The 24383-nt window shown below is 34.7% G+C and carries 21 protein-coding genes; 17 read left to right on the top strand and 4 right to left on the bottom strand.

What is annotated here, in order from left to right; all coding sequences use genetic code 11:
• The first annotated feature begins 240 nt into the window (after window positions 1-240).
• From hag to MKY65_RS19515, 12 genes are all read left to right on the top strand, one after another.
• On the top strand, window positions 241-1098 hold the full coding sequence (gene hag / locus MKY65_RS19570; RefSeq protein WP_339179811.1) for a flagellin Hag: 858 nt from the start codon (window positions 241-243) through the stop codon (window positions 1096-1098).
• A gap of 1563 nt (window positions 1099-2661) precedes the next feature.
• On the top strand, window positions 2662-3261 hold the full coding sequence (locus MKY65_RS19565) for a hypothetical protein (RefSeq protein WP_339179809.1): 600 nt from the start codon (window positions 2662-2664) through the stop codon (window positions 3259-3261).
• The gene (locus MKY65_RS19560; protein ID WP_339179807.1) at window positions 3251-5098 is read left to right on the top strand and encodes a 6-hydroxymethylpterin diphosphokinase MptE-like protein; all 1848 of its coding nucleotides are present in this window, start codon (window positions 3251-3253) and stop codon (window positions 5096-5098) included. Before MKY65_RS19565 ends, MKY65_RS19560 begins: the two co-directional genes overlap by 11 nt.
• Window positions 5098-6069, top strand: a complete 972-nt coding sequence (pseB, locus tag MKY65_RS19555; protein WP_339179804.1) for a UDP-N-acetylglucosamine 4,6-dehydratase (inverting) — start codon at window positions 5098-5100, stop codon at window positions 6067-6069. Before MKY65_RS19560 ends, pseB begins: the two co-directional genes overlap by 1 nt.
• 8 nt (window positions 6070-6077) lie before the next feature.
• Complete coding sequence (gene pseC / locus MKY65_RS19550; protein ID WP_339179801.1) at window positions 6078-7292, top strand: UDP-4-amino-4,6-dideoxy-N-acetyl-beta-L-altrosamine transaminase; 1215 nt, start codon at window positions 6078-6080, stop codon at window positions 7290-7292.
• Complete coding sequence (locus MKY65_RS19545; RefSeq protein ID WP_339179798.1) at window positions 7249-7977, top strand: glycosyltransferase family protein; 729 nt, start codon at window positions 7249-7251, stop codon at window positions 7975-7977. The genes pseC and MKY65_RS19545 overlap by 44 nt, the downstream gene beginning before the upstream one ends.
• Before the next feature lie 20 nt (window positions 7978-7997).
• A complete protein-coding gene (gene pseG, locus MKY65_RS19540) occupies window positions 7998-9044 on the top strand; it encodes a UDP-2,4-diacetamido-2,4,6-trideoxy-beta-L-altropyranose hydrolase (protein WP_339179796.1) in 1047 nt (348 codons plus the stop codon).
• 7 nt (window positions 9045-9051) lie between these two features.
• A complete protein-coding gene (locus MKY65_RS19535; protein WP_339179795.1) occupies window positions 9052-10263 on the top strand; it encodes an ATP-grasp domain-containing protein in 1212 nt (403 codons plus the stop codon).
• Between the two features lie 5 nt (window positions 10264-10268).
• Window positions 10269-11360, top strand: a complete 1092-nt coding sequence (locus tag MKY65_RS19530) for a hypothetical protein (protein WP_339179793.1) — start codon at window positions 10269-10271, stop codon at window positions 11358-11360.
• 19 nt (window positions 11361-11379) lie between these two features.
• The gene (gene pseI / locus MKY65_RS19525) at window positions 11380-12411 is read left to right on the top strand and encodes a pseudaminic acid synthase (RefSeq protein WP_339179790.1); all 1032 of its coding nucleotides are present in this window, start codon (window positions 11380-11382) and stop codon (window positions 12409-12411) included.
• A gap of 327 nt (window positions 12412-12738) precedes the next feature.
• Window positions 12739-13431: a hypothetical protein gene (locus MKY65_RS19520; RefSeq protein ID WP_339179788.1), complete on the top strand. Its 693-nt coding sequence runs from the start codon at window positions 12739-12741 to the stop codon at window positions 13429-13431.
• A gap of 150 nt (window positions 13432-13581) precedes the next feature.
• The gene (locus MKY65_RS19515) at window positions 13582-14358 is read left to right on the top strand and encodes a hypothetical protein (protein WP_339179787.1); all 777 of its coding nucleotides are present in this window, start codon (window positions 13582-13584) and stop codon (window positions 14356-14358) included.
• Between the two features lie 149 nt (window positions 14359-14507).
• Here MKY65_RS19515 and MKY65_RS19510 read toward each other — a convergent pair whose 3' ends face one another.
• From MKY65_RS19510 to MKY65_RS19495, 4 genes are all read right to left on the bottom strand, one after another.
• Complete coding sequence (locus MKY65_RS19510) at window positions 14508-15161, bottom strand: RloB domain-containing protein (RefSeq protein ID WP_339179785.1); 654 nt, start codon at window positions 15159-15161, stop codon at window positions 14508-14510.
• On the bottom strand, window positions 15161-16501 hold the full coding sequence (locus tag MKY65_RS19505; RefSeq protein ID WP_339179783.1) for an ATP-binding protein: 1341 nt from the start codon (window positions 16499-16501) through the stop codon (window positions 15161-15163). The genes MKY65_RS19510 and MKY65_RS19505 overlap by 1 nt, the downstream gene beginning before the upstream one ends.
• Window positions 16502-16719: 218 nt before the next feature.
• The gene (locus tag MKY65_RS19500; RefSeq protein WP_339179780.1) at window positions 16720-17220 is read right to left on the bottom strand and encodes a LysR family transcriptional regulator substrate-binding protein; all 501 of its coding nucleotides are present in this window, start codon (window positions 17218-17220) and stop codon (window positions 16720-16722) included.
• Complete coding sequence (locus MKY65_RS19495; RefSeq protein WP_339179777.1) at window positions 17217-17627, bottom strand: LysR family transcriptional regulator; 411 nt, start codon at window positions 17625-17627, stop codon at window positions 17217-17219. Before MKY65_RS19495 ends, MKY65_RS19500 begins: the two co-directional genes overlap by 4 nt.
• A 118-nt stretch (window positions 17628-17745) precedes the next feature.
• On the opposite strand from MKY65_RS19495, the gene hutG reads away from it, so the two are divergent.
• The 5 genes from hutG to MKY65_RS19470 all read left to right on the top strand — a co-directional run bounded on the left by hutG (window position 17746) and on the right by MKY65_RS19470 (window position 24306).
• On the top strand, window positions 17746-18696 hold the full coding sequence (gene hutG, locus MKY65_RS19490) for a formimidoylglutamase (RefSeq protein WP_339179774.1): 951 nt from the start codon (window positions 17746-17748) through the stop codon (window positions 18694-18696).
• A 25-nt stretch (window positions 18697-18721) separates the two neighbouring features.
• A complete protein-coding gene (gene gltS / locus MKY65_RS19485) occupies window positions 18722-19918 on the top strand; it encodes a sodium/glutamate symporter (protein WP_339179771.1) in 1197 nt (398 codons plus the stop codon).
• A gap of 336 nt (window positions 19919-20254) precedes the next feature.
• Window positions 20255-20377 (top strand): hypothetical protein, encoded by a 123-nt coding sequence (locus MKY65_RS19480; RefSeq protein ID WP_339179769.1) that lies wholly within the window; start codon window positions 20255-20257, stop codon window positions 20375-20377.
• Window positions 20370-23276 carry a leucine-rich repeat domain-containing protein gene (locus MKY65_RS19475; protein ID WP_339179767.1) on the top strand — a complete coding sequence of 969 codons (2907 nt, stop codon included), beginning with the start codon at window positions 20370-20372 and terminating at the stop codon, window positions 23274-23276. The genes MKY65_RS19480 and MKY65_RS19475 overlap by 8 nt, the downstream gene beginning before the upstream one ends.
• Window positions 23277-23490: 214 nt before the next feature.
• Complete coding sequence (locus MKY65_RS19470) at window positions 23491-24306, top strand: flagellin (RefSeq protein ID WP_339179766.1); 816 nt, start codon at window positions 23491-23493, stop codon at window positions 24304-24306.
• Window positions 24307-24383: the final 77 nt, after the last annotated feature.

Below are 24383 nucleotides of genomic sequence, written 5' to 3'. Positions count from 1 at the left end.
GGTAGAAGGTTTTTGCGGCAAAAGAAGCAGGGGAATGAATAAAAAAAAGAATTTAAAAAAATTATAAAAAAAGCTTAAACAATTTGTCCCCTTTGCCGATATAAGAAATAGGTCATCAAAGGATGATTCGTTAGGGCCTTAACATTTATTATTTATTTTGCTATTGACCTAAATGGTTAATATAAATGAGTTCACAAGGATGTGGCTCAAAAAATTACAATTACATGGAGGTAAGGAATTATGATTATTAATCACAATATTTCCGCAATTAACGCACACCGTCAATTGGGAGTAAACCAAAACGGTGTACAAGGATCATTGGAAAAGCTTTCTTCTGGTCTAGGTATTAACCGTGCAGGGGACGACGCAGCCGGTCTAGCAATTTCTGAAAAAATGCGTGGACAGATTAGAGGGCTAGAGCAAGCAACAAATAACGCTCAAGATGGAATTTCTTTGATTCAAACGGCTGAGGGTGCTTTGAACGAAACTCATGACATTTTACAACGCATGCGTGAATTAGCAGTACAGGCTTCCAACGATACAAATACGGATTCTGATCGTGCCGAATTACAGAAAGAAATGAATGAATTAATTGAAGAAATTGATCGTATTGCTGATAATACAGAATTCAATACGCAAAATCTACTAGGTGGTTCTGGCGCATCTTTCACTTTCCATATTGGCGCAAACTCAGGTCAAAATATAGAATTATCAATTGATAATATGGGCACTGGATCTGGAGCGTTAAATGTTGCGAGCCTTGCAGTTTCTGGAGTTGGAACTGATAGTGGGGCGACTGGTGGTATTTTAAGTCAAAGTGGAGCAGATGCTGCTATTACAACAATTCAGTCTGCAATCGATACTGTTTCAGCAGAACGATCTAAACTTGGTGCTACTCAGAACCGTTTAGAACATACTATCAATAACTTAGGAACATCTGCTGAAAACTTAACAGCAGCAGAATCCCGTATTCGAGATGTAGACATGGCGAAAGAAATGATGGAATTCACTAAGAATAATATTCTTTCTCAAGCTGCTCAATCTATGCTTGCACAAGCTAACCAAGTACCACAAGGTGTACTTCAGTTACTACAATAAGATTAGATTATTTAGAAAGGCTCTGGTTATTATGACTAGAGTCTTTTGTTATGTGCCAAACCTGAAACCGAAAAAGGCACTCCCCGAATAAATGAGAAGTGCTGTAAATATTGATATAACAGTGCCCTAGTGAAATTTCACTGTATTTGATTAAGAGTTTTTGCGTAATTGCCGATTAGTATTATTCACCCCCCCTATAATGATTAGTTTGTATTTTTTAAGGACATGAGAGAATAACCTTTTGGGGCATTAGAAGGAATAAGTTATTAAAAAAGGAAAAATAACAGAAGGGTGTTGGCGATAATTACACCTTTTGATATTCTCAAAATCTTTTTCTAAAACTTATTTCCTTAAGATGCTTCATTTATTTGGGGTGTCTATTTTGTATATAAGTATAAACAAAAAATCTTATTTATAGATTGCATAAAAAGAACTTACAATTAAGCCCCAAAAACTACACTTGCTAACCTCGAGTAATCGAGGAGGAGCTAAAATTAAAAGTTTATCTAGTATAAAAAACATAAAGGATGTTATTGCTAGAAAATCATCCAACATAAGCAACACCTCCTGAATACTTGCCGTCATACATTGCTCTCAACTTCCTACGGCACTTACGAGGTAGGGGAATTAATTAATACCATATTTGTCGCATATTTTTGAAGATCTTCTCTGAAACTATTTAATGTAATAAATCTCTTTTGTTTAGAGGATGTATTCCTAGATAATTTATTGAAAAAAAGAATTATTTTCTTCTCTGAAAATTCTCTTAGTAAGATTGATAATATCCATTTGTTAATTTTTCATTCTCTGTGGTTAAAACACAATATTTCTTTATACTTGGAAAATTATTTAGAAGTTGGATATGCTCACCCAATTGATTACTGATTTGTATGTCTGGATATTTTCTTAGGACAAATGATTTATTAGTAGATAAATTCTTTGCAAGTTTAATACTAGAACTTACGAAATAAGTATTCGAAAAACTAGCGTTGTTAAAATTTGAATTTTTTAAGTCACACTGAAAAAAGTAACAGTCAGTAAACGTAGCATTACTAAAATTAGTGTTCTTGAAATTAATTTTAATAATATCACAACCTATAAAATGGGTACCTCTTATTGTTATATCAGTTATATGTCCTGCCTTGAATCTACAATTTTTAAAAATCGAATTACGAAAATTTACGTTATGAAGATTAGGTTTTGAATAATATCGGTTGTATGCACCATGAAGTTTTTAAGAGTAATTAGAAAGTGTGAAATATACTGGCTTACCAGCTTTACGTCTCCTATCTCTCCTTAATCTACTTTTTAATTTTCGACGCTCTCGTTGTTTTGTTCTACCTCTTCCCATAAATATCACCTCGCCAAATTATATCAAATAATTGGAAAGATAATAGTTTTGTACAATAGAAAGTATATACAATCTATTTTCAATTTCACCGTGTGAGAGTTTGGTAAAATGTAGGCTAATTCTGTTAAGTAAATAATCATCTTCGCAACACTTAAAAAATCATAAAAAAAGCCGATATATAATTATAAGAATTACATTATTGGAGGATAATAATGAAGATAATTTGGGGAAAACAGGAAATAAATATAAATAATAATGAAAAAGCTGAAGACATTGTAAAAAAGATAGATGAACTGGTAATGGATGAGATTATCACACATGTTATTTTTGATGAAGAAGAAGTATATAGTGACATAGAAGAATACTTTGACAGCTATAGGCAGGATATTGAAGTTGTTAAAGTGATTACGAAGTCAAAAAAAGCGTTTATAAATGAGACTTTGTTAACTGCTGAAGAATATCTAAGCAACGCTATACCCATTATTGAAAAACTTTCTGAAAGCTTTTACCAAAATCCACAGACAGGAGACTGGAATCAATTTCAACGTCTTACTGAAGGATTGACGTGGATATCCAATATGCTGCTTCATATTGACTCGCTCAAAGAACGTCCAAGTAACTGGGAAGATTATGCGAATTTATATAAAGATTTTGAAGCGGGTGTCAATGAACTGGCTGAATCGGTAGAAGCAAATGATACTACGCTGATTGCGGATATTATTCAATACGAGATTCATCCTGTTTATAAGGGATTGAAGGAATTGATTACAAACACAATTGATACTGAAGGGTGTCGTTCTAATGTTAATTGATAATATAAATTATTTAAGAACCAGAAATCGTCACCTGTTACAGCTATTGAATAAAGCTGAAGGAGAAGAGAAACAGGCTGAAGTAGAATTAACAAAGTCTGGGCAGATGACATTAAAAATACATAATGAGGATTCATATAAATATGTACATAGTAAATATAATCCTTCCAGAGAGATAGATAAACTGGTGGATAATTTTGAGTTACCTGAGGATAAATCGCATATTTTACTATTTGGCTTTGGGATGGGAATTCATTACTCCCTCTTAAAGAAGAAATATCCAGCAGCGACCTTTTCAATTTATGAACCGGATCTTAGTGTCCTCAACGTAATATTGTCGCATGTTTCTTTAGCTGACGTGCTTCAGAAAGATCAAGTGCCATTGATTGTTGAAGAAACTGTACAGAACAGTGTCTCAAGCTTATTAAAACAACACCAAAATAAAGTAGAAGTATTTTCACTTCCATTTTACCAAAAAACTTATCAGGATAAGCTTGATAAGTTGTACCAGTTATTAGTTAATCAGTTGAAAGATAAGAGAAGTGATTTGGGGACTAATGCATCCTTTCAAAAACGATGGACGATTAATGCAATGAAGAATTTCCCGTCTGTTTTGCAAACCCCAAATATATTAAGAGATATTGACTTTGCCGCTTTTAAGGATAAGTCTGCGATAATTGTATCAGCAGGGCCAAGTTTAAATGAAGAATTTGAGAATTTAAAGTACATTAAAGAAAATGGAATGGCATATATTTTTTCTGTTGGATCAGCTATCAATGCGTTGATTGAAAACGATATTTTACCAGATGGGATTTGTACATATGATCCGCAAGCTCATAACTATAAAGTTATTCAGAAGGTTAAAGATAAAAACATATCTACTATTCCATTAATTTTTGGAAGTACGGCTGGATATGAAACGTTACATGATTATCAAGGCCCTCTAGTACATATGATTACAAATCAAGACACAGTGTCCTCTTATTTATTAAACGATGAAGAGAAAGTAGATATGGTCAGCGATGCACCTTCCATTGCGCTAATTACTTATCAAATGTTAGCTAAACTAGGTGTTAAAACGATTTATTTAGTAGGACAGAACTTATCTTTTAAAGATAGATATCGCTATGCGACAGGTGTGGACTATGGAAAAGAACAAGTAAAGGAAGATAATCTAATACCGGTGCAAAATGTGAATGGAGATACAGTTTGGACGAATGAAGGATATAATAGAATGAGAAAGTCATTGGAAGTATATATTCAGCAAACTCCAAATATAGACGTGTATAATACAACAATGGAAGGTGCTGTCATTGATGGAACCACCTTCTTAACACTATCAGAAGTAATTGCAAATCATTTTACAGAACACCATATAATTTCAGAACAATGGTATGCAAAAGAGAGTTATTACGATGTAGAGAAAGTGTTTAAGCGCTTGGATAGATTATCACATTCTCAGAAACAGCTGGAAAGAGAATTAATAGAAGTCATCCAAATTGTGGATAAAGTATATAATTCTCAAAGTCAATATATAGACAATAGCAATAAATTGGAGAAACTTTTTATCAAATTTGATAAAAAGTTTAAAAAAATCAATAGTAATAGATTTAATAGAATAATTTTATCGCCCATGCTCCGTGTTCAGATAGAAGCATTAACTGCTTTGTTGCCAAAAATTAAAGCAGAAACGGATGTTTTGAATAAAGCCGATTTATTTTATAAACATTTAGGAACTTATATTTATCAATTAAACCATTTAATGAAAGAAATAGAGGTATACTTTGTGGAACTAAGAGAAAATAAAGTAAGAGTAAAGGAAGAAGTGAGTAAATAATGCAATTTGAAAATAAAACTATTCTTATTACTGGTGGAACTGGATCATTTGGTAAAAAGTTTACAAAACGAATACTAGAAACGAATATTAAAAAGGTAATTATATTTAGTCGAGATGAATTAAAACAATATGAAATGAAACAAGAATTTAATGATGATCGATTGCGTTTTTTTATTGGTGATGTGCGAGATACGAATCGGTTATATCGTGCTTTTGAAGGAGTTGACTATGTTGTCCATGCAGCTGCTATGAAACATGTAGATGCGTGTGAGTATAATCCTTTTGAGGCAGTTAAAACCAATATTAACGGTGCTCAAAACATTATTGAAGCAGCAATTGATAAGAAAGTAGAAAGAGTAATTGCTTTAAGTACGGATAAAGCGGCAGCACCAATTAACTTATATGGCGCAACAAAACTTGCATCAGATAAATTATTTGTTGCAGGAAATTCATATGTTGGAGATAAGAAAACACGCTTTGCTGTTGTAAGATATGGCAATGTTGTTGGTAGCAGAGGCAGTGTTGTTCCATACTTTAAAAAAGCGAAAGGTACTGGCAGATTACCCATTACTGATGAGCGGATGACTCGTTTTTGGATTACTCTTGATCAAGGTGTTCAATTTGTTTTAGATGGGTTTAATCGAATGCAAGGTGGAGAAATATTTGTTCCTAAAATACCAAGCATGAAAGTCACTGATTTAGCAAAGGCTATAGGTCCAGAATGCGAATTGGATTTTATTGGAATTCGCCCTGGTGAGAAGCTTCATGAGGTAATGATTACTGAAGACGACACTAGACATACATTAGAATATGATGATTATTATGTTATTCAGCCGGAATTTGCTTGGTGGGGTAATGAAAATAGGGAAAAAGGACGAGCATTACAGAATGGCTTTAAATACAGTAGTGAGACAAATAAAGATTGGTTAACAGTAGAAGAATTGCAAGAACTAATATTTGATAAGGAGTAATGCTTATAATGAATAATCATTCTTTTATTCCGTATGGGAAACAATCATTAGATGAAGAAGACATACAGGCAGTTATTAATGTACTAAAGAGCGATTATCTAACTACTGGTCCAATAATTAATCAATTTGAAGAAGATGTAGCAGCATATGTAGGAACTAAGTACGCTGTTGCATTTTCTAGTGGAACTGCTGCGTTGCATGGAGCATGTTTTGTTGCGGGGATTACAGAAGGTGATGAAGTAATTACCAGCCCTATGACATTTGTAGCAAGCACCAATTGTATTTTATATCAAGGCGGTATACCAGTTTTTGCAGATATTGATGCTAATACATATAATATTGATCCAGCAGAAATAGCAGCTAAAATCACAAGTAAGACAAAGGCAATCATACCTGTAGATTTTACAGGACAGCCATGTGATTTGGATAGAATAAATGACATTGCAAAAAAGCATAATTTAGTAGTAATAGAGGATGCAGCTCATGCATTTGGTGCGACCTATAAAGATCGTAAAGTTGGAAGCATTAGTGATATGACGATGTTTAGCTTTCACCCTGTAAAGCATATAACTTCTGGTGAAGGTGGAATCATTACAACAAATAATAAAGCATATTATGAGCGCTTACTAGCGTTTCGGTCACATGGAATCACTCGGGATCGTTCGGTAATGACAGAAAATCATGGTCCTTGGTATTATGAAATGCAATTTTTGGGATATAATTATCGAATGACAGATATTCAAGCGGCATTAGGAAAAAGCCAGCTAAAAAAAATCAATCAGTTTGTTGAGCAAAGAAGAAAATATATTGAGATGTACAATCAAAGTTTTGCAGGTACGCCTCAAATTACCATTCCATATCAAAAAGATAATGTAAATTCAAGCTGGCATTTATATGTTATTCGTTTAAACGTAGACTTATTAACTTGTGAAAGAAAAGAAATTTATGAGGCTTTATTAGCTGAGAAAATAGGGGTTAATGTTCATTATATACCTGTATACCAACAACCATATTATAAAAATCTAGGTTATAAAGAAGGCATATGCCCTCATGCTGAGGAATTGTATCAAGAAATGATTACTATACCTTTATTTCCTGCTATGAGTGAAGAGGATGTTAATTGTGTAATTAGCAGTGTACAAAGGGTAATAAACAAATTTTCAAAGCAGGTGTGGACTTATGAAGATTTTAGCAATTATTCAAGCAAGAATGGGGTCAACTAGATTACCAGGAAAAGTATTAAAAAAGATTTTAGACAAGCCATTGTTAGAATATCAAATAGAGCGATTAAGAAAATGTCAGACATTAGATCAAATCGTAATTGCTACAACTACCAAAGTAGCTGATAAGCCCTTGGTTGATTTTTGCCAGTCTTTAGGAGTGTCTTATTATAGAGGGTCGGAAGAAGATGTGTTATCTCGATATTATGAGGCTGCAACATTGTATGACGGAGATGTTATCGTTCGACTAACTTCAGATTGTCCAATAATTGACCCTGAAGTCGTAGATAAAGTTGTTACATCATATTTGAATAACCCAGTATATGATTATGTATCAAACACTTTAGAAAGAAGTTATCCCAGAGGGTTGGACACCTCTCTGATAACATATTCGAGCTTGAAAGAAGCATATCATAAAGCGGACGATAACTTAGATAGAGAACATGTAACCAGATACATTTATAACAGACCGAATGAGTATGACCTCCTTAATATTTCAAATGATAAAAACGCAAGCCATCATCGCTGGACTGTTGATACAAATGAAGATTTTCGCCTTATAACTAAAATTATCGAATCCTTATATCCAGTTAATCCAGATTTTGTATTAGCAGACATGCTTCATTTATTAAATGAAAATCCAGATTGGGTAAAGATTAATAAACATATTGAACAGAAAAAATCTTAACAACGGGGAAAAGTTTAATTATGAATCTAAATAATTATACCTTATTAATACGAGCAGATGCTTCTAATAGTTTAGGGATAGGTCATATTATGCGTAATATACCTATCGGGCAAGTATGGAAAGAAAAGGGCGGAGAGGTTACTTTTATTTCGAGTCAAATGCCAAATAAATTGGAGCATAGATTAATTAATGAAAATTTTGATGTAATAAAGCTGAACTGTATACCAGGTACTCAAGACGATGCGATGCAAACGGTAAATATTGCACAACAAAAACATGCTAATTGTCTCATCGTGGATGGTTATTATTTTAAAGGTGACTATCAAAAAAAGATAAAGGAATATAATTTAAAGTTAATATTCATAGATGATTTTGGTCATTCTGAACACTATTATGCTGATATCATTTTAAACAGAAGCTTAATTTCTAATACGATAACTTACGCAAATAGAGAGTCGTATACAAATTTATTATTAGGGCATAAATATAATGCACTTCGTAAAGAGTTTGCTAAATACGATAATATTTCCCCTATTATCAGGCAGGACATGAAAGAAATACTAGTGACATTTGGTGGAGCAGACCCACAGAATATAACACTAAAAATAATCGAAAACTTAAATAGGGTACTGAATAAAAAGATGAAAGTTAATCTGATAATTGGGTCGGCATATAAGTACAATAAGGAATTAAATGAACTTAAAGGAAAGATTAACTATGATTTAAATATTCATAGAGACGTGAATGATATGGCTGATTTTATGTTTAGTGCAGATATAGCTATTACAGCTGGAGGAACTGCGTTGTTCGAGATGGCTTATATGGGTTTACCGAGCATTGTCATTTCCATTGCCTCTAATCAAAAGTCATCAAAAGTTTTTGCTGAAAAATATGGTACTTGTATATATCTTGGTGATGCTCAAAATATGAAAGAGAATTTCATTATAGATAGTATAGAGTATATTCAAGATAGTGAAGTAAGAAGCGTTATGAGTACAAATGGTCAGAAATTAATTGATGGCAAAGGAAGTACAAGACTATTAAACGAAATAATCAAAACTTTGTGAGGTGTGGATGATGAATAAAATATATATGATTCTAGGAGGAAGTGCTGGACAAGTGCCAGCAATTCAAACAGCGAGCCGATTGGGATTTAAAACATTAGTCATCGATAAAAACCCTGAAGCGGTTGGGTTCGAAATTGCTGATTATGCAGAGTGTATAGACACTACTGATTTCGAGTATGCATTACAAATCGCAAAAAAATATAATATATGTGGTTCCATCACTATTTCAAGTGATATCGCTGTGCCAACTTCATGTTATGTTAATGAAGAACTTGGGTTACCTAACCAAGGTGTAGGTATAGCGAAAAAAGTAACTGATAAGGCTATCATGAGAAGGGAGTTTAAATCTAGTAGAGTAGCATCTCCAAATTATTTTGTTTATGAAAAGGAACAAGATATCTTATCTTTCTTATCTAAAATGAAAGGATACATAAAGAGTAAACCTTTTATTGTTAAGCCATCAGATAGTTCTGGAAGTAGAGGGGTAACTCAAGTAAGTAATGAGACAGAAATGGAAACGGCTATAAAACAGGCACTAAATTTCTCTAGAAACGGGAAGGTAGTAGTAGAAGAATATATTGATGGAATAGAAGTTGGAGCGCAATGTTTTTCTATAGAAGGTGAAGTCGTATATTGTTTTATCCATAATGATACAGTTTCCCCAAATATGATACCAATCGGTCACTCCTTCCCTTCTTATGAACAACCTTTAGTTTTAAGAACAATAGAAGAAGAATGCACAAAAGCATTGGCTAGCTTAGGGATAATCAACGGACCGAGTAATATCGATATTATAATTGATGATAGTAATAACCCTTATATTATTGAGATTGGAGCAAGAATTGGGGCAACAAAATTACCGGAATTAGTGAAGCACTATTCTAATATTGATATTATAGAGGCTGCAATTAAGCTTAGTTCAGGAATGAATGTTGAAATCGAAAACCATGCTGAAGCACCGGTAGCAGTTGAGATGTTATACTTCGAGAAAGATGGAACAGTAGATACAATCGAAGAATATGATTTGTTGTTATCCAAATATTCTATCGTGGAGTATGAATTGAATATAGAAAAAGGTACACAAATCAAATCACTAGTCTCAGGAATTGATGTATATGGTTTTGTTATTTGTAAAGGAAGTACCGTAGAGGAAGCAGAAAAAAATTGTAATGATTTTATGAAAGAATTTAAGCTTAAAATACATATAAGCGAGGCTTAGTGATTTTGAAAAATAAGGTGATTTTATTTGGCACAGGAAGTAGTAGCGAAAGAATTCGATCACTCATTAATATGGAGAAAAATAAAATAATTGGATATGTAGATAATAATTTAGAAAAACAAGAGAAATGTTTATTTGGTAAGCCTATTTGGAATCCATCTGTTTTAACTGAGATGAAATTCGATTATGTTATCATTTGCAGTATTTATTTTACAGAAATATACAATCAATTAATGACTATGAGAATTGAAACGAGTAAGATTATTAATATATATCCATATATACGCTATAATGACGTGAAGTTAAGATTATCTGAAATAAATGAAGATCTAGATACGATTATTACTGGTATGTCTTATGCTAGATATGGATTTGACAATGATTTACTAAATGTTCAATCGATTAATCTAGCCTTTAATAGCCAAGATCTTTTTTATGACTATTGTCTAGCAAAGTATATTTTAGAACATCGAGTAATAAATATAAAATATGCGTTAATCAGTTTATCGTATTTTAGTTTCCATTTTGATTTATCTCAGTCAAAGGAAAAACATTTGGTAACAAGATATTCTATTATTAAAGATATACAGGAACAAGTGAATTATCAAAAATATAATAAGCTTATTAGACCAAATGAAGAACATATGCCTTATCAAAACTTTGAATTGTTAAATCATATATTTGTAGAGAGATTCCAGGAAAAATTTGATTCTTTAGAGCAGGACAGTAAAGATAACATAGAAATCCATAAAGAAAGGGAAAATTTAGCTAAGGTACACTCTAGAAAAGATTATCCAAAAACAGTTGATGAAAATAAGAACTATCTCCATGATTATTTACAGTTATTATTGGAAAAAGGTGTAAAGCCAATTTTTGTAATTCATCCACAAGCAAATGCATATCGTAAGTATTTTCATCCTCAGATGATAAATGCATTTAAGTCAATTATAAATGATTTTACATCAATATATGATATAGAAAAGGTAGATTTATTTTCTTCAAGTGAATTTACAAATGATGATTTTTTTGATGTCCATCATTTAAATTCTAAGGGAGCTAAGAAAGTATCTAAAATAATTAATAAATATATAGAATAGTAAAGGTTAGGTGTTCATTTTGAGACAAAATTTATTCCCTGATACCCCGTTTGTTATAGCGGAAATGTCGGGAAATCATAATCACTCTCTTGAACGAGCTTTGGAGATAGTAGAAGAAGCAGCAAAAGCAGGTGTGGATGCTTTAAAATTGCAAACTTATACAGCAGACAGTATGACATTAGATGTAGATAAGCCTGAATTTGTTATCCAAGATAAAGAGAATTTATGGAAAGGTAAACGGCTCTATGATCTTTACAAAGAAGCTTATACGCCTTGGGAATGGCATCAAACTATTTTTCAACGTTGCAAAGAATTAGGATTAATAGCATTTAGTTCTCCTTTTGATGAAAAAGCAGTTGACTTTTTAGAAGGTTTAGATGTGCCCTGTTATAAAATAGCTTCATTTGAAAATATCCATTTACCATTAATAAAGAAGGTCGCATCGACAGGAAAACCAATAATTATTTCGACAGGTATGGCAACAATATCAGAAATTGATGAAGCTGTTCGAGTTGCTAAAGAAAATGGCTGTAAAGAATTAGTCCTTTTAAAGTGTACAAGTACATATCCTGCTGCTCCTTCCGAATCAAATATTAGTACTATCCCGCACTTGAAACAGCTTTTTAACTGTAAAGTAGGAATTTCTGATCACACATTAGGAATAGGGGTAGCTATTGCAAGTGTAGCTCTTGGTGCTCAAGTGATTGAAAAGCATTTTACTTTATCCAGAGCAGATGGTGGTGTAGATGCTGCTTTTTCTTTGGAGCCTCAAGAAATGAAACAATTAGTACAAGAAGTCAATAGAGCTGCTGATTCTATAGGTGAAATAACATATGGACCAACAGACAAAGAGAAAAAATCGCGAACTCGTAGAAGATCTATTTATATATCAAAGGATTTGAATAAAGGAGAAGTATTAAGTGAAAAGAATATTAAGATTGTTAGGCCTGGACTAGGGCTTGCTCCCAAATATTTTGATACAGTATTGGGAAAGACAGTAAAGGGAACAGTTACAAAAGGAACGCCATTAACTTGGGATTTAATATTATGATGAAATACATATGAAAATTTATGTAAAGTAATGAACGGTAAATGTATGTATAAACTCATCAGTTGGAGGGGCTAATCAAAATACTAAGCTAAAGTGTTGACTTTCTTCTTATGACTTAAGTCATAAGAAGAAATATTTATGGTGAAAACTGCAAAATAGGTGACCACTTGTAAAAAGGCAATACTTTTATGATAACGGCATAATTAAAGCAACGAGAGATAAATATTAGTGTGTAGCTAGATTTTAAATTAATACAATTCTTAAATAATAAAAAAATCAGAATATTATTTTTAATGGAAAATGGAATTTATTAAGAGGAGATTCGCCATGAGCTTAGAACTGATTATTACTGCATTAGGATCAGGAGGGATAGTTGCACTTATTTCAGCTTATTTGACAAAAAAAAGTGCAGATAGAGCACTTAACGTGAAATATGTCACTCAAGAGAGAGAAAATTGGAGAAAAGACATCAGAAATGAATTAGAAAATCTATCAAAAGTAAGAAATACATATGAATTTCAAAAATTTTATGTATTTATGCAGGTTCGATTAAATCCAGATGATAAAAAAGATAAAGAAATATTATATAGTATTGACTGTTTAATTAATTGTCCAACATGTGATAAAGAATGGAGAGCATTGACTGAAAAAATAGCTAAACTGCTAAAACATGATTGGGAACGTGTGAAGAAAGAAGTTGGATTACCCAATATAACATTAAACTTTATTAAGGTATTGTTATTTAGTGGTTTGTTTTTTTTATTTATTAGTTTTATTCATTACCCTGGAAATGGAAATATTTCTCATCATAGTTTTTTTAGTCAATTAGTTTTTACAATAACTCTAAGTGATATCGGGCGGTTTTTCATTGCTAGCGCCATATTTCTATTGATAGTAAAATATTTATGTGGAGTTTTAGAATTTAAACTGAAAGAATATATAAAAGAAATATATGGTGAGGATAATAGATATTCCTTCATTATTAAATATTTAAGTGATTATTTTAATATCAGAAGATGATGTAGTATAGGTGTTTTCTAATTTTTGTTAAGTGAATTAAATATGAAACTATCATACAAGTGTTTTTGTATAAGTGAACTGTCAGAATTTTAAAAGTAGAGATTCATATAAATGTACTATCTTGGATCACATATAATAGGAGACATAAAAATGACAACAATCTACGAACAAATAAAAATAGTCTTATCGAATAAAACCAATGAAATCATTACCTCATCTGAAATAAAAGATCAGTTAAAAAATAAATTCGGTACAAATCCAGGCAGCGTGATTCTATCAGATTATTGTTATAACCGCTATAATAAAGGAATCAGCTTTAATAAACATCTTTTTCAATATATTAACAGAAGTTCATACAAGTATTTAGGTGAGCAATATCCATATACTGGATTGATTTTTCACAAGGCAAAAGGAAGTGAAAAAGAAACAGTTGTCGGAGAATGGAAAAATGGAGAAAAGATTATTTATGAACAAACCTCTAATAATAATCAATTAGAAAATATTAGTAAAGATCAAATCATCAAGCTTTATGAGAACTATAATGAGATATTGAGAAATGAAGTCAGTTTATTAAACTGTAAGCCAACAGAATTGAGGCATCTAATAGGAAGGATAGGAGAATTTCTCTGTGCTATCCATACTAATGGGAAACTTGTAAAAGAAGTGAATCAACATGGTTTTGATGTCGTCAGTAATGGCAGAAGAATTAGCGTCAAAACAACGGCACAGGGGCAAGGCAGCTTTATCACGCTGAATCAGAATACGTTTGATGATTTTGATGACCTGTTTGTTGTTCAATATGTGGACGATGATTTTAAAATCGTATATTACGGACCAAAAGAAGAAGTATTTAATCTAACTAGATGTTACAAAAATAAGTATGAGGTTGATATAAATAGATTATTAAGGATTGCGAAGAGGAATTAAGTCCAGCAGTTAGCTGGTAACCTTGATAATATTTTAACCTCATCCTAATTTCAAAAAGTAAGTACCCACTGGTTGCTCTGGTGGATACTCACTTTGAAATATACGATATAAGTTATTTTACAATTGCAATATTCCATCTAAATAATCAATCACCTTTTTTCATTTTTCTCTCTCAATAATTTAATAAGCAAATCCAAATAAGTAATCGGATTCAATTCCAGTATTTCAATAATAAGCTCTTTTGATTGGAAAGCAGGCAATTCTTCAACAGCATATCTACTAATTTGGTTATTCCGATAGACCTCTTTTCGCAGTGACAAGCTGTTTTTAATCGCAGTCTCTTGGTTACTTAATAAAAATTCTCTACTTTCCCTGTACCAAGCCTTTGTTTTCGCATAATCAGGTATTGGGAATGAAGTGCGTTGATCCGTAAACTTAGAAAAACGTTGATAATGTAAGACAATCCAATTTTCAAAACATCGATTCGATAGATAAATCTTTACTCTATCAAGATTGGAGATTTGTTCTATTTCTCGGCTGCGGGCTTGTATGCTAATGTCTTTGTTGTTGTAATCAATATCTCCGTCTAAAATTGCAACAAATGCATCATTTTTATACAACGGGCGATTCTTCTTTTTATCCGCTTCCTTCACCTTTTTCCGCAGTTCTTGAAAGCTCGGCACAAACTCTATTCTTATATTTTCTAACGTTCTGTTAAGCGCGCCGAAGTATTCCTTTTCTGTATTCATCTGATTTTGTTTTGCTTCTATATACATATGAATAATCGGAGTAGTTTTCCGCACTAATCCATCACCTTGGGAAAGGCCCCAAATCTTCCTTCATTATATAAATTTCTCCAATTATGATTTTTATAACTGATATCCTGAAATTCCGAAAAACGATATAACTCGGATGCAAGTGTTTGCGAGCTTTTATCTACAAACCAAATTTGCTCCTTTGCCAGTAAATTTGCTTCCAGAAAATCTGTATTGTGTGTGGTGAAAATAAATTGAGCACGAGATTTGTTGTTTTCATCATCAGCGTCTAAAAATGTTTTTAAAATATAACGCTGAATCATTGGATGATAATGGTTTTCGATTTCGTCGACAATGTACACTTTATTATTTTGGATACAGTCAAAAATTTGAATGAAGTCACGAATAAATTCGATTGTACCTCTGGATTCATTCATAAATTCCAAAGCATAACGGTTATGATTCGTTTTTCTGATGGTTTTAATATCATAAATGCGCTTTTGCTGTATTTGCTCATGAACCATGCTGTTACGTGTTTGTTCACTCAGCCCGCGCATATCATGAATCAATTCATGCATATAAGCATTCGTAATATCAATGATTTCAAAATCATCAATGGTGATATCGACATCATCTAAGGCATGAAGTATTGCTTGTTTTAAGTTTGAATCTTTATTGATTCGATCAGCTAAGTCGTTTTTGGATAAGTCGTCGTGATTTTTTAAAACAATATTTTCAGTAATAAAATGGTATATGGCATGCATCCATTGAAATGCATCTGAGCGAACAATATTTTTGAAGTAAGAATGATTAATCTTGTTTACAAATAAATGGAGCAAAGTATTGTTTCGAAAATTTGTAGGCAGGAATTCGTCAATAAGTGATTGAATTGCTGCATTATATTGCTTTATTTCTTGATAATTTCTCTCGTAAATAATATTCTCTTTTCCTAATGTGGTGTGTTTTACAGCTTGTCTGCTTAGTTTTTCATAGGTGATTTCATTTTCAGAAAAAGTCAGCTCATAGTGTAGAAGAAAGGGTTTATGATTCAATTCTTTTAAAATAGTTATTTTAAAAGAAGACGGTTTAAGATGATCCGTAAATTTAAACACAGGTTCGCCGTGTATTTGCTGCAAGGCTTCTTCATTTTCTACAATCTGTCTTAATGTATGAAAGGCGCTGATAAAATTCGTCTTTCCGCCGGCATTTGCCCCATAAAGCAGTGATCCGTTTAAAACATGTGATTTCTTGCTGGAATCTCTGTCTTTCGGTATTTTTGCAATTGTATTCTTATTGAAGATATTGGCCCGATTATAATCAGCCAGAAAAGTAAAAGCCTGCCGTTCTTTAAAGGATAAAAAGTTTTCTATCTCAAATGTGAGTAACATTTTCTACAAACCTCCTTTGTATCTATTATAGTTAATCCGAAACGAAAAGTGAAATATAAATTAGATTCCCTTATTTAGATTGTATTTTAATTATACCCAATTATTTATAAATTTATTAGAAACACGTGTGAATGAATTAAAATATAAGCGCAAAGTGATACATAATAGTCCTAAACAGTTTTGATCAGGACTAATACGTATCACTTTGCGCTTTATTTTCAAGCTTCCTCAGAATTCAAAACCCCACCCTCATGAAACACACAAATAGTCTCTATCGCCTTATGAATCACAGGCGGCAGATACCTCGAACGATTTTTTACAAGGTACACATTTCTTTTTAACATCGATCCTTCCAGCTTTTTAATATGCACGTTTGGATGGTTAGATGCATTGACATAGTTTTCCGGCACAATGGTAATTCCAAGGCCGCTTTCTACAAGGTGATAAGCTGTTTCAAATCGTTCAATTTCGAATTGGATGTTTGGGTGGATACTTGCATCTTGAAAAGCCTTTATGATATCAATCCGTGTTTGATAGCCCTCTTTGCATAGTATGAAGGGCAGGTGCTGTAAATTTTCTATCGTAAGTGAAGCTTGGGATTGAAGAGGGTGATTCTTTGGAAGTAATACGACAAGATTTTCTTCATATAAAAAGATGGATTCGAGCTCTTGTGTATCAATAAAATGATTGGTTAGTGCAAAGTGGATTTCATAATTCAATAAAGCATTTTGAAGCTCAGAAAGGCTGAGTAATTCTGAAATTTGAATATGGATGGCGCTGGAATCTGATTTGATTTTTTGATTATCTCACTGAACCAGTTTTTTGCCGTTTCAATCATGCTGATTGAAAGCTCCAATGGACCTTCTAATCGCAGCCGCTCCATTTCCTTCTCCATATCATTCATCTGGGTTATGATTTTTTTGGCCTGGTTATAGAAAATTTCTCCTTCCCGGGTAAGCTGAATAGAAGGCTTTCTTCGATGGATCAGGGACATTTGCAAATGCTCCTCCAGCTTCTTGATGGAAATACTTAAAGAAGGCTGTGAAATATGCAGCTGTTCCGCCGCTCTTGTAAATTTTTTTTCTTCAATTACTTTGATAAAGTACTGCAACTGAGTTAAATCCACAAGCGATTCTCCTTTAATTATAGTTTCAAACTATCGAATAATAAATTATATATATTAGTGATTATACTACACTAAATTTATAATGAAGGAAATCAATTTATTGTAACGGAGGGATAATATGTATCACGAACCTGCGAAGGAATACTGGAAAGGCAGGATAGACAGCACCTCCGATAAAGATAGCTTTCGTTTCCATCAAACGATCTCATTAGAAACAACGGAAAACATGGATACTGAAGAGAAGACGATTGCACTTATCGGTTTTGAGTGTGAGGAGGGAGTCCGCCGGAATAAGGGAAGGCTCGGCGCGAAGGAAGCTCCTAATAAAATTCGGAATTTTTTATCGAATATGCCCAGCTCCGTTTTAGGAGGTTATTCTCTATCCGATGTTGGTAACGTTTCCTGTGAAGGTGAAAATATGGAGAAGGCACAGATGGAGCTTGGTGTTCATTTGAAAAAAATCTATTCTCAAAACGCGGTTCCGATTGTTATCGGCGGCGGGCATGAAACGCTATTTGGACATTATTTAGGTGCAAGATGCCATTTACAAAAAGAGGCGCGTCTCGGAATTATTAATATTGATGCGCATTTTGATATGAGGCAGGAGAAGCAGCCTTCCTCGGGTACGATGTTTCGGCAAATTCTTGAAACAGATGAGAATGCAGGCTATCTCTGTATTGGAATTCAGCCTTTCTCCAATACAAACGCGTTGTTTCAAACAGCAGATGAATTAGGATGCCGCTATTTCCTGGAGAATGACGTAAAAGAAAATATGGATGCCGTTTTTCAGGCTATTGATGCATTTAGTGCAGATTATGATGCGATTATTTTTACATTATGTACGGATTCCATTTCTGCCAGCGAAGCTCCGGGAGTCAGCGCGCCTGCTGCGTTTGGTCTGTCTGTTTCCGATGTCCGGAAATTATTAAGTTATATTGCTTCCAAAGATAATACGATCAGCTTTGATATTTCAGAGGTTAATCCGGCTCTGGATGAAAATGACCGGACATCGCGTTTGGGAGCAGCTTTGATTACGGAGGTTATTCACGCATTTTCCAAGAAAAACTAAGAAGGAGAAAGGGAGGACAAATAAGATGATAGAATTTGATCAGGTCACCACGATATTCTTTGCGTTAGCTGTTTTTATGTTAGGAACGTTTCTTAACTATAAAATGCCGTTTCTCAATAAATTCTGTATACCGGCGCCAGTGGTAGGAGGATTGCTGTTTGCTTTAGTGATTACCCTTTTACGCGGATTCGATATTGTAGTTATTAATCTGGATACGTCATTACAAAATTTATTTATGCTTACCTTTTTTACAACAGTCGGTTTGGGAGCCAGCTTCAAGCTGCTTAAAGTAGGCGGGAAGCTGTTAATTATTTACTGGCTGGCTTGCGGATTTTTGGCTTTGGCTCAAAACGTTATCGGTGTTTCCATGGCTAAGCTGCTGCATCTTGATCCTTTAATTGGTGTTATGGTAGGTGCAGTATCGATGGAAGGCGGTCATGGAGCGGCAACTGCATTTGGAAGTACCATTGAAGAGATGGGAGTAGAAGGAGCCTTGTCCATTGGATTAGCAGCGGCAACAGTCGGCTTGGTTGCCGGCGGACTGATAGGCGGGCCGATTGTTAAATTCCTGATTAATAAATATCAATTAAAGCCAACCGAAGCTGAGGAAATCTCAGACGAAGCGATGGGAGCAGTGCCCCGACAGAATGAGAAAATAAATTCCAGATCATTTATGATCCAAGTCTTTATTATTGTGTTTTGTATGGCTGTCGGAACTTACTTGGGAGATTCCTTTACTTCGTGGACAGGCTTTGTCCTTCCTGGATATGTAGGAGCGATGTTTGTCGCTGTTATCGTAAGAAATATTATTGAACGCGTTTCGGAGGATGTTATCCAAATGAAAAGCATCGGTATTATTGGGGATATCACATTGGGTATCTTTTTATCGATGGCATTGATGAGTATTCAATTATGGGAAATTGTTGATTTAGCTTTACCGCTTTTACTTATCATTTTGGTGCAAGTTATATTTATGGTGTTATTCAGCATATTTGTCTTATTTAAAATGTTTGGCAAAAACTACGATGCTGCGGTGATGATTGGCGGATTTACTGGTCATGGACTGGGAGCAACGCCGAATGCGATTGCCAATATGGATGCTGTCGTTTCGAAGTTTGGCCCATCACGTAAAGCATTCTTGATTGTTCCGCTGGTTGGTGCCTTCTTAATTGATGTTTTTGCAGTGCCGATTATCATTACGACGATTAATTTATTTAGCTAGTTCACTGTATCATTTTTGATTAAAATATGTATCCTCTCCTTCTTTATCAACGTTAGAAATAACAACTCTATCATGCAGGGTTGAAAGGAAAACTGTCGCAGAATTATATGTTGCGGCAGTTTTTTTCTGTTCTGTATTTTAACAGGTGTCTCTAGTTGCTTCAGATAACTCCTATCTTAAACATGGGAAACGTTACAGAATATAAAGTCTCCGGAAAAACATACATCCTATAAATGTTTCCATTCCATAGTCTTCAAATCATGGTATAATAGACTTAGTTTATTTGTTCTGTTTTATTGTTATATTCAGACTATATTCTTATGCTGGAGGAAAGAGGTGGATACTGCCAAGATCCCTGTCAGGAAGGAAGAAATGGAGGAGATCCAGCTTGCTTCATATGGATCAGCACATGCTGAAAATCAACTAATATACATAGAAGGAGAAACGAATAATGCATAGAAAGTACAAATGGGGTGTCTTTTTAATCGCTGCTGGTCTTATATTTTTTGCATTGGCAATACCATTACAGACAGTAAGCGCGGAAAAAGACAATGAACAATTTGAAAATACACAAAAAGATTCAAACGAACTAGATACGATTGAAATGCCTGCACAAGATCTTCTTTCATTGAAGGACTCGGAGGATGATGAGGGGGCAGAGGGACAAGCTCTAGAGGAAAATCAATCCGATGATGCGAAAGAGATAGACTCTCCAGAGGTTTATATTACAGATGACATATTGGCGGAAGCGGTTGCGCAAGAATTAGGAAAAGAAGCAGGGCAGCCGATTACAGAAGCTGATATAAAGCAATTAGTAGAATTGGAGAAGCAGGGAGTAGTTGGCGCTACATCGATACGCTCTCTTGAAGGGCTGCAATCTGCGGAGAATTTGGAGAGATTACATTTGCCGATGCATGATGTCAATGATATTTCTCCTCTGGCTAACCTGGGAAATCTACAGTCTTTAGATTTGGCTTACAGCTCGGTTAATGACCTGACGCCTTTATCCAAACTGGGAAGTTTAGAGAATTTGAATTTGTTTGGCAATCCAATCAATGATGTTGCTCCTTTGGTAAATTTGGAAAAGTTAAGGGATCTAGACCTGGCTTATACGTTTATAGAGGATATTTCCCCCTTATCGAGTTTACCAAATTTAGAGAACTTAAATTTAGACGGCAATCCGGTGCAGGAGGAAGCGGCAGATTCTGAAGAAGATGGGGACGATGTTGATAATAACTCGGAATCAGATGAAGAAGGAGCAGAAGAGGAGAACGGGGAGTCTGGTATGGATTCGCCGGAGGTTTATTTTGAGGATGCGGTATTAGAAAAAGCGATTGCGGAAGAATTGGGAATAGAAGATCGGGCTATTACTGAGGCGGATATGACAAAACTGACAAACTTATATGCCAATGGTTTTGATTCTGAACGAATTAGCTCCCTGGAAGGTTTACAGTATGCAACGAACCTGGCTGATTTATCTTTATGGGATAATAATATTAGCGACCTGACACCTATCAGCGGCTTAGAAAATTTATCTTATTTAGATTTGGATGATAATAATATTGAAAACCTTACGCCCTTGACCAATCTAACAAACTTAATGACTTTATATTTGAATAATAATTCGATTGAAGATATTACCCCGCTGCAGGAATTATCCTTGGCAGACATGTATATCACTCTGTATGACAATAATATCGATGATGAAGCTGCGATTCAATATTTACGGGATAATGGAGCTTCAGTGGGTTATTATAACGATTCACCAGAGGTATATTTTGAGGACGAAGCATTGGAAGAAGCAGTTGCAAATACATTAGGAATAGAAGGGCGAGCGATTACGGAGTCAGATATGGCAAAACTAACTGATTTATATGCGAGTGGCTATGAATCTGATCTTGGCCCAATCACTTCTCTGGAAGGGTTGCAATATGCAGGTAATTTAATGTATTTAGATTTACCAGCGAACAACATTAGCGACCTGACGCCTCTGTCTGGATTAGGGCAATTAGAAGGCTTAAATCTGTGGGATAACGACATTAGTGATCTGACACCTCTAAGCAGCTTGGAAAACTTATCTTATTTAGATTTGGGTGAAAATTATATAGAAGACCTCGCACCTTTATCAAATCTAAAAAATTTAGAGACTTTATATCTGTCTTATAATGAAATTGAAGATATTACCCCGTTACAGGAATTATCCTTGATGGATATGTATATTTCGTTATACGGGAATTATTTCGATGATGAAGAGACCATTCAATATTTACGAGATAATGGTGCTACCGTTAATTATGACTGGGAAGAGGAAGAGGAATCACCAGAGGTCTATTTTGAAGATGAAGTATTAGAAGCAGCAATTGCTGAGGAATTAGGTATAGCAGGCCGGCCGATTACGGAGGAAGACATGGCTAAGCTTACGGAATTAACTTCATATGGAACCAATTCGGAATCGATAACCTCTCTGAAAGGATTACAGTATGCAGAGAATTTACGAGAGTTAAATTTGATGTCAAACGCCATTAGTGATTTAACGCCTTTATCCAACTTAGTGAATTTAGAAGGGTTAACTTTATGGGATAACGATGTCAGCGACATAACGCCGTTGGAGAACTTGAGAAATCTATCTTATTTAGATTTAGATAATAATGCGATTGAAGACCTTACTCCTTTATCGGATTTAAAAAATTTAGAGACTTTACATTTGGATGATAATGCAATTAATGACATTACTCCATTAAAAGAATTATCCTTAAAGGATATGTATATTTCTCTGTATGGGAATAATTTCAACGATGATGATACAATCCAATATTTACGTGATAATGGTGCTATAGTCGGCTATTACTCTACAGAGAGTGATGAAGAAAACGAAACAGAAACACCTGACCCAGATGATGATTCCACCGATCCAGAAGGGGAAGGCGATACACCAAATCCAGAAGGAAACGAAGATGAAAACGGAGAAACAAATAACGGCACTCCGGACCCTGAAGAAAATGAAGAAGGAACCGGAAACTCAGAAAATGAAACGCCAACTCCAGCAGAAAACGAAGAAGGAACTGGAAATTCAGAAGATGATACACCAGCTCCAACCGAAGTAGAAGGCAGTAATGGGGAAGCAAATAATGCCGCTCCCAATACAGCTGGAACAACGGTCGGCAGTGAAGCATCTGGAAACAATTCCACCGCTCAGGAAAGCCAGAGTGATGTACGCGGGGAATCAACAGCGGAAAGGCTCCCGAATACATCAACCAATGCGTATAATTGGTTCTTGACTGGAGCGATATTTCTTTTCGCAGGCAGCTATATGTTAATTTTTTATGCATATAGAAATAAAAGGCTAAAACACGGATAAATAAAAGAAGCAGCGCCCGACCTTGCAAGGAATGCAGAGGCGGGCGCTGCTTCTTTGATATTAGCTTCCCTGCTGATATAGATGGCTATGATTTTCTCTAAAAACAACCCAAAATAATAAAAAAACCTCCTCAATCACTTCACTTACCCGCCAAATCAACCGATATACCTAATAACAAGTAAGATACACCTTAGGAAAGGTGGAGTTATTATCGATGCGTCTCAACAATAATGTAATGGCGTTTACGATTTACAATAATATGAACAATCATTTTGCTATGGCTCAGAAATCGATGCTCCGTATCGCATCGGGCAAGCGTATTAACAGTGCTGCAGATGATCCGGCAGGGCTGGCGATTTCCGAGAAGATGCGTGCGCAGATTCGCGGATTGAATGTGGCCATTCGGAATGCACAGGATGGCATCTCGCTATTGCAAACGGCGGAGGCTGCGGTGAATGAAACGCATGCGATCTTGCAGCGGATGCGGGAGCTGAGCGTGAAGTCAGCGAATGGAACGTATTCGGAATCGGACCGGAAAATCATGCAGGATGAGATGAATCAGCTCCAGGAAGGGTTATCCCAGATTGGACGGGATACGGAATTTAATACGCAGTCCCTATTAGATGGTTCTTTTACCAATAAACGCTTGCAGATTGGTGCCAATGCGGGGCAATATATTGAAATTTCAATTGGCGATGTACGGGCAGCTGCGCTGGGTATAGATGAAATTGATATTTCTACCCAAGAAGGCGCAGATGGTGCCATCGGGATTTTAGATGAAGCGATAGAGAAGGCATCCTCACAGCGTTCCAGTCTTGGAGCTGTACAGAACCGGCTGGAGCATACGATCAATAACCTCTCCAATACAGTTATCAACCTGACTCAGGCAGAATCGCGGATTCGGGATGCGGATATTGCAAAAGAGATGATGCTTTACACCAAGCACAGTCTGTTGGCGCAGGTTGCCATGGCCATGCTGGCTCAGGCAAACCAGCAGCCGGGGATGATATTGCAGCTTTTACAGAATTAATTTTAAAAATGAGAACCTGAAAAAATATCTTTGCAGCCTATGAGAAATATAGATATAGTGAAAAATTAAATAAAAAG

The organism is Oceanobacillus sp. FSL W7-1293 (assembly GCF_037969815.1).
Lineage (GTDB): Bacteria > Bacillota > Bacilli > Bacillales > Amphibacillaceae > Oceanobacillus > Oceanobacillus oncorhynchi.
This window is presented reverse-complemented; position numbering and strand designations above follow the sequence as displayed.

Bases quoted from the DNA above. Each gene is read 5' to 3' on its own strand.
- pseB (WP_339179804.1), top strand. From the start codon at position 5,098: ATGCAATTTGAAAATAAAACTATTCTTATTACTGGTGGAACTGGATCA.
- MKY65_RS19470 (WP_339179766.1), top strand. From the start codon at position 23,491: ATGCGTCTCAACAATAATGTAATGGCGTTTACGATTTACAATAATATG.
- MKY65_RS19505 (WP_339179783.1), bottom strand. From the start codon at position 16,501: ATGTTACTCACATTTGAGATAGAAAACTTTTTATCCTTTAAAGAACGG.
- pseC (WP_339179801.1), top strand. From the start codon at position 6,078: ATGAATAATCATTCTTTTATTCCGTATGGGAAACAATCATTAGATGAA.
- MKY65_RS19475 (WP_339179767.1), top strand. From the start codon at position 20,370: ATGCATAGAAAGTACAAATGGGGTGTCTTTTTAATCGCTGCTGGTCTT.
- hutG (WP_339179774.1), top strand. From the start codon at position 17,746: ATGTATCACGAACCTGCGAAGGAATACTGGAAAGGCAGGATAGACAGC.
- MKY65_RS19545 (WP_339179798.1), top strand. From the start codon at position 7,249: ATGAAGATTTTAGCAATTATTCAAGCAAGAATGGGGTCAACTAGATTA.
- gltS (WP_339179771.1), top strand. From the start codon at position 18,722: ATGATAGAATTTGATCAGGTCACCACGATATTCTTTGCGTTAGCTGTT.
- hag (WP_339179811.1), top strand. From the start codon at position 241: ATGATTATTAATCACAATATTTCCGCAATTAACGCACACCGTCAATTG.
- MKY65_RS19535 (WP_339179795.1), top strand. From the start codon at position 9,052: ATGATGAATAAAATATATATGATTCTAGGAGGAAGTGCTGGACAAGTG.
- MKY65_RS19515 (WP_339179787.1), top strand. From the start codon at position 13,582: ATGACAACAATCTACGAACAAATAAAAATAGTCTTATCGAATAAAACC.
- MKY65_RS19560 (WP_339179807.1), top strand. From the start codon at position 3,251: ATGTTAATTGATAATATAAATTATTTAAGAACCAGAAATCGTCACCTG.
- MKY65_RS19565 (WP_339179809.1), top strand. From the start codon at position 2,662: ATGAAGATAATTTGGGGAAAACAGGAAATAAATATAAATAATAATGAA.
- pseG (WP_339179796.1), top strand. From the start codon at position 7,998: ATGAATCTAAATAATTATACCTTATTAATACGAGCAGATGCTTCTAAT.
- MKY65_RS19520 (WP_339179788.1), top strand. From the start codon at position 12,739: ATGAGCTTAGAACTGATTATTACTGCATTAGGATCAGGAGGGATAGTT.